Source organism: Phenylobacterium sp. (assembly GCF_036264965.1).
Lineage (GTDB): Bacteria > Pseudomonadota > Alphaproteobacteria > Caulobacterales > Caulobacteraceae > Phenylobacterium.
The window spans coordinates 1-4609 of the sequence record NZ_DATAPY010000123.1 but is presented as its reverse complement, the minus strand read 5'-3'; the positions used below and the strand labels follow the sequence as shown (position 1 = coordinate 4609).

6 protein-coding genes are annotated in these 4609 nt (G+C 68.4%); 5 read left to right on the top strand and 1 reads right to left on the bottom strand.

What is annotated here, in order from left to right:
- From VHS75_RS16280 to VHS75_RS16265, 4 genes are all read left to right on the top strand, one after another.
- Positions 1 to 1104, top strand: a 1104-nt coding sequence (locus VHS75_RS16280; RefSeq protein ID WP_329639664.1) for an acyl-CoA carboxylase subunit beta, incomplete at its 5' end; no start/stop codon positions are given.
- Between the two features lie 76 nt (positions 1105 to 1180).
- Positions 1181 to 2329 (top strand): BON domain-containing protein, encoded by a 1149-nt coding sequence (locus tag VHS75_RS16275; protein ID WP_329639663.1) that lies wholly within the window; start codon positions 1181 to 1183, stop codon positions 2327 to 2329.
- Between the two features lie 97 nt (positions 2330 to 2426).
- A complete protein-coding gene (locus VHS75_RS16270; RefSeq protein ID WP_329639662.1) occupies positions 2427 to 2933 on the top strand; it encodes a hypothetical protein in 507 nt (168 codons plus the stop codon).
- A 64-nt stretch (positions 2934 to 2997) separates the two neighbouring features.
- Entirely contained in the window at positions 2998 to 3807 is an 810-nt protein-coding gene (locus VHS75_RS16265; protein WP_329639661.1) for an aminoglycoside phosphotransferase family protein, read from the top strand.
- On the opposite strand, the gene msrB is transcribed toward VHS75_RS16265, so the two are convergent.
- On the bottom strand, positions 3804 to 4298 hold the full coding sequence (gene msrB / locus VHS75_RS16260) for a peptide-methionine (R)-S-oxide reductase MsrB (RefSeq protein ID WP_329639660.1): 495 nt from the start codon (positions 4296 to 4298) through the stop codon (positions 3804 to 3806). The genes VHS75_RS16265 and msrB overlap by 4 nt on opposite strands.
- A 57-nt stretch (positions 4299 to 4355) precedes the next feature.
- Between msrB and VHS75_RS16255 the strand changes: the two genes are divergently transcribed.
- A partial coding sequence (locus VHS75_RS16255) for a biotin carboxylase N-terminal domain-containing protein (protein WP_329639659.1) occupies positions 4356 to 4609 on the top strand: 254 nt, incomplete at its 3' end.

Below are 4609 nucleotides of genomic sequence, written 5' to 3'. Positions count from 1 at the left end.
GGCTATGCCGACATCTTTCTGGAGAACACCCTGGCCTCGGGCGTCATCCCCCAGATCAGCGTGATCATGGGGCCCTGCGCCGGCGGCGACGTCTATTCGCCGGCGATCACCGACTTCATCTTCATGGTGAAGGACACCAGCTACATGTACGTGACCGGGCCGGACGTGGTCCGCACGGTGACCAACGAAGACGTCAGCCACGAGGAACTGGGCGGCTATCGCATCCACGCCCAGAAGTCGGGCGTCGCCGACGGCGCCTTCGAGAACGACCTGGAGGCGCTGACCCAGGTCCGCCGGCTGGTGGACTTCCTGCCATTGTCGAACCGCGAGAAGCCGCCGCTGCGCGAAAGCTACGATGACCCGGTGCGCGACGAGCCGAGCCTCGACACCCTGGTGCCGGCCAATCCGAACAAGCCCTACGACATCAAGGAGTTGATCTCCAAGGTGGTGGACGAGGCGGACTTCTTCGAGATCAGTCCGGACTTCGCCAAGAACATCGTCTGCGGCTTCGCGCGCCTGGACGGCCAGCCGGTGGGCATCGTCGCCAACCAGCCCATGGCGCTGGCCGGGGTGCTGGACATCGACGCCAGCCGCAAGGCCGCGCGGTTCGTGCGCTTCTGCGACGCCTTCGAGTTCCCGCTGATCACCTTCGTCGACGTGCCAGGCTTCATGCCGGGCACCCGCCAGGAGCAGGGCGGCCTGATCCGCCATGGCGCCAAGCTCTTGTTCGCCTTCGCCGAGGCCACCGTGCCGAAGATCACGCTGATCACCCGCAAGGCCTATGGCGGCGCCTATGACGTGATGAGCTCCAAGCACATCCGCGGCGACATCAACTACGCCTGGCCCACCGCCGAGATCGCGGTGATGGGCTCAAAGGGCGCGGTGGAAATCATCTTCCGCAACCAGACGCCCGAGCAGCTCGTGGAGCATGAGGCCGAGTACAAGGCGCGCTTCGCCAATCCCTTCGTCGCCGCCTCACGCGGCTACATCGACGACGTGATCATGCCGCACGGTACCCGCCGCCGGATCGTCAAGGCGCTGAAGAACCTCAAGGGCAAGACGCTGACCAACCCTTGGAAGAAGCACGATAACATTCCACTGTAGGGGCGGTTTTCCAGGAACCTCCGCCGGACGGGCCCGGTTGTGGGCGCAAGCAAGCCCACAAATCGGAGGAACTCCCATGGCCGGCAACAACTGGATGGACGATCGCGAGCGGCAGATCCGCGAGCGCGGCGGGCGAGGGCTGAGCGACAGCCGCAGCCGCTATGACGAAGACCGCACCTGGGACCGTGACGAGGAACCCGGCGCCTTCGCCGCCCGCCACGGCGGGCCCGGCCGCGACCGGGTATTCGGCGAGCGTGAGAGCGGGGCGAGCTATGGCCGCGCATCCTCGCAGGCCTACGGCGGCGGCTATCGCGGCGGTTCGGCCGCGCCCGGCTGGCAGGACCCGGCCTATGGCGGGGTGAGCCCGGCCATGCGGCGCGGCGACTACCGCCGCAAGCCGCAGATCGCCAGCCAGGACTACACCGCCGGTCGCGACTACGGCGATGACGGCGAGCGAATCTACCGCGAGGAATACGGCCAGGGCGGCGTCGAATACGGCGACGTGCCGCGTGGCTATGACGAAGGCTACAGCCCCACCCGCGCGCAATACCATTCCGAGGGCTACGGCGAGCCGGGCTTCGACGACGATCGCCCGGAGTTCCGCAGCCACCGTCCCGCCAGCGGCGGCACCGGTGGCTACGACTACGAGCGCGGCTATGGCTATGGCGACAATATGCGGCGCGAAGGCCGTTCGAGGCGCTTCGAGGACGCGGGCCGCCGGTCCGGGGAATTCCTGCACCGGGCCGGCGAGAAGGTCGCCGCCTGGTTCGCCGGCGGCTCGGAAGCCCGCGCCTACGATCCGGACTACGACCGCCCGTCGTCGCGCGGCGCCCGTGGCCTCGGACCCCAGGGTTATAAGCGCGCCGACGAGCGGATCAACGACGACGCCCATGAGCGATTGACCGACGATGCGTGGCTCGACGCCTCGAACATCTCGATCTCGGTCTCCGGCGGCGAGGTGACGCTCTCCGGCACGGTGGAGAATCGCGAGGCCAAGCACCGCGCTGAACGGCTGGTGGAGGACATCTCCGGCGTGACCCATGTGCAGAACAACCTGCGGATCGACAAGGGCGGCTACTTCACCAGTCCTGGCTCCGGCTACGGCGACAGCGTGCTCGGCGCCCAGATCCGCGCGGCGGGCGACGAGCCGGCGACCAACGGGACCGGCAGCGCGGGGGCCGGCGAGTCGGGGGCGCGCGAGTCGGGGCCGGGCAAGAAGAACTAGGCCGGATCGCGCGGTATCCCTTGTCGGGAGGGGAGAAGGGACATTTCCCGCTCGCTATGGGATTTAGGGGTGCGGACTGCGCGTGTCGGGAGGGGCCATGATCGAGCGGAGAGCATCTTGCGTTTGCGGCCAGGTGCAGCTGAAGGCGGTCGGTGAGCCGATCTTGGTTGCGGCCTGCTGTTGTTCGGATTGCCAGGCCGGGGCGCGGCTCATCGAGGCGCTGCCAAATGCGGCGGTCATCCGAGACGAGTTTGGCGGGACGCCGTACCTGATCTACCGCGACGATCGGTTCGCCTGCGTGGCCGGCGCGGAGGCGCTCGAGGGGATCAGGCTCTCGGAGTCGGCGCCGACCACCCGCTATGTCGCGACCTGCTGCAATTCGGGCATGTACCTGAAGCACGGCCCGGGGTGGTGGACGTCGGTCTATCGCGCCCGTTTCTCCGGCGATCCGCCGCCCGTGGAGCTGAGAAACAAGGTCGCCAGTCTGCCGCCCGGCGTCACGCTTCCGGGGGACATTCCGGCCTATCCGGGATTTCCGTTCAAACTCATCCGCCGCCTGTTGGCCGCGCGGCTGGCGATGTGGATGGCGGGTGGGATGAATTAGGCGAGGGCTCGGCTTGCGCCTCCCATAGGACGAGGCGGACCGCTATGCTGTGCGGATGGGGGATTTGACGCCGTTCGCGCCGTGGCTTGCGCGCTGGGACCTGACGCCGGATGGCGAGCCGTTCCAGACCCGCTATGCCCGGAATTGGTTGCTGCCCGTCTTTTGGCGTGACGCGCCAGCCATGCTCAAGATCGCAACGTCTCAGGCAGAAATCGATGGCGCCGCGACGATGGCCTGGTGGGCCGGCGGCGGCGCAGCGCGCGTGCTGGCCTTCGAGAGGGACGCCCTGTTGCTGGAGCGGCTGCCCGCGAGGCGCTCGCTCGTCGCCATGGCCCAGGATGGCCTTGACGAGGACGCCCTCCGAATCCTCTGCACGGTGGCCGACGACCTACACGCGCCGCGAGATGCGCCCCCGCCGCGCAGCCTCCATCCGCTCGACGGCTGGCTAAGGGCTCTGGCGCCGGCCGCGGCGGCTCACGGCGGCGTCCTGAACGCGTCCCTTCACGCCACCAATCTCTTGCTTGCCCAACCTCGCGAGGTCGCAGTGCTGCATGGCGATCTGCACCACGAGAACGTCCTCGACGGCGACGATCGGGGCTGGCTGGCCATCGATCCCAAGGGCGTGTTGGGCGAGCGTGCCTACGACTACGCCGCCATGCTATGCAACCCGCATGAGGCCGGAGGGCCCAAGCCCGGCCGGATTCCACGCCAGGTCGCCGTGGTTGCAGAAGCGGCCCGGCTGGAGCCTCGACGCCTGCTTCATTGGTTGCTGGCCCACGCGGGCGCCTCGGCGGCTTGGTGCATGTCCGATGGCTTCGACCCGGGACCGGCGCTCGCAACCGCCGAGGCCGCCCGACAGGCGCTCGGCGCCTAGGCCGGCGCAGTCGCCTTGGCGACGCCTTCACCGCGCCCCAGCCGGTCAGGCAGAGGCGCGCCGTAGGGGACGAACTCCAGCGACACCGAATTGATGCAGTAGCGCAGCCGGGTCGGCGGCGGGCCGTCGGGGAAGACGTGGCCCTGATGGCTGCCGCAGCGCGCGCAGGTCGTCTCGATCCGCAGCATGCCGTAGGCGCGGTCCTCGATCGCCTTGACGTGGGTCTCGTCCACCGGCGCCCAGAAGGACGGCCAGCCCGTGCCGCTCTCGAACTTGGTCTTGTGCTCGAACAGCGGCAGGCCGCAGAGCCGGCAGCAGTAGATTCCGGCGTCCTTCTGGTCCAGGAGACCGCCGCAGAACGGCGCCTCGGTGCCGTGGTGCAACAGGACGTCGGCCTCCTCGCGGGTCAGCGAGGCCTCCAGGGCCTTGCGTTGCTCGGCGGTCGGCGGGGTCAGGTCGAAGCCGGATGGGGAGAGTTGTGGCGTGCTCATGACGCGCAATCTAAGGTCCCGGCCTTCGGTTCGGAAGTGAGGCGCGTGCGCGACTAGATGTTTTCAAAGATCCTAATCGCCAATCGCGGGGAAATCGCGGTCCGCATCATCAAGACGTGTCGCCGGATGGGGATAGCCACGGTGGTGGTCTATTCCGAGGCCGACGCCGATTCCCTGGCTGTCGAGATGGCCGACGAGAGCGTGTTGATCGGGCCGGCCCCGGCCGCCCAGTCCTACCTGCTCGCCGACAAGATCGTGGACGCCGTGCGCCAGACCGGCGCCGAGGCCGTACATCCGGGCTTCGGCTTCCT

Bases quoted from the DNA above. Each gene is read 5' to 3' on its own strand.
- VHS75_RS16270 (WP_329639662.1), top strand. From the start codon at position 2,427: ATGATCGAGCGGAGAGCATCTTGCGTTTGCGGCCAGGTGCAGCTGAAG.
- msrB (WP_329639660.1), bottom strand. From the start codon at position 4,298: ATGAGCACGCCACAACTCTCCCCATCCGGCTTCGACCTGACCCCGCCG.
- VHS75_RS16275 (WP_329639663.1), top strand. From the start codon at position 1,181: ATGGCCGGCAACAACTGGATGGACGATCGCGAGCGGCAGATCCGCGAG.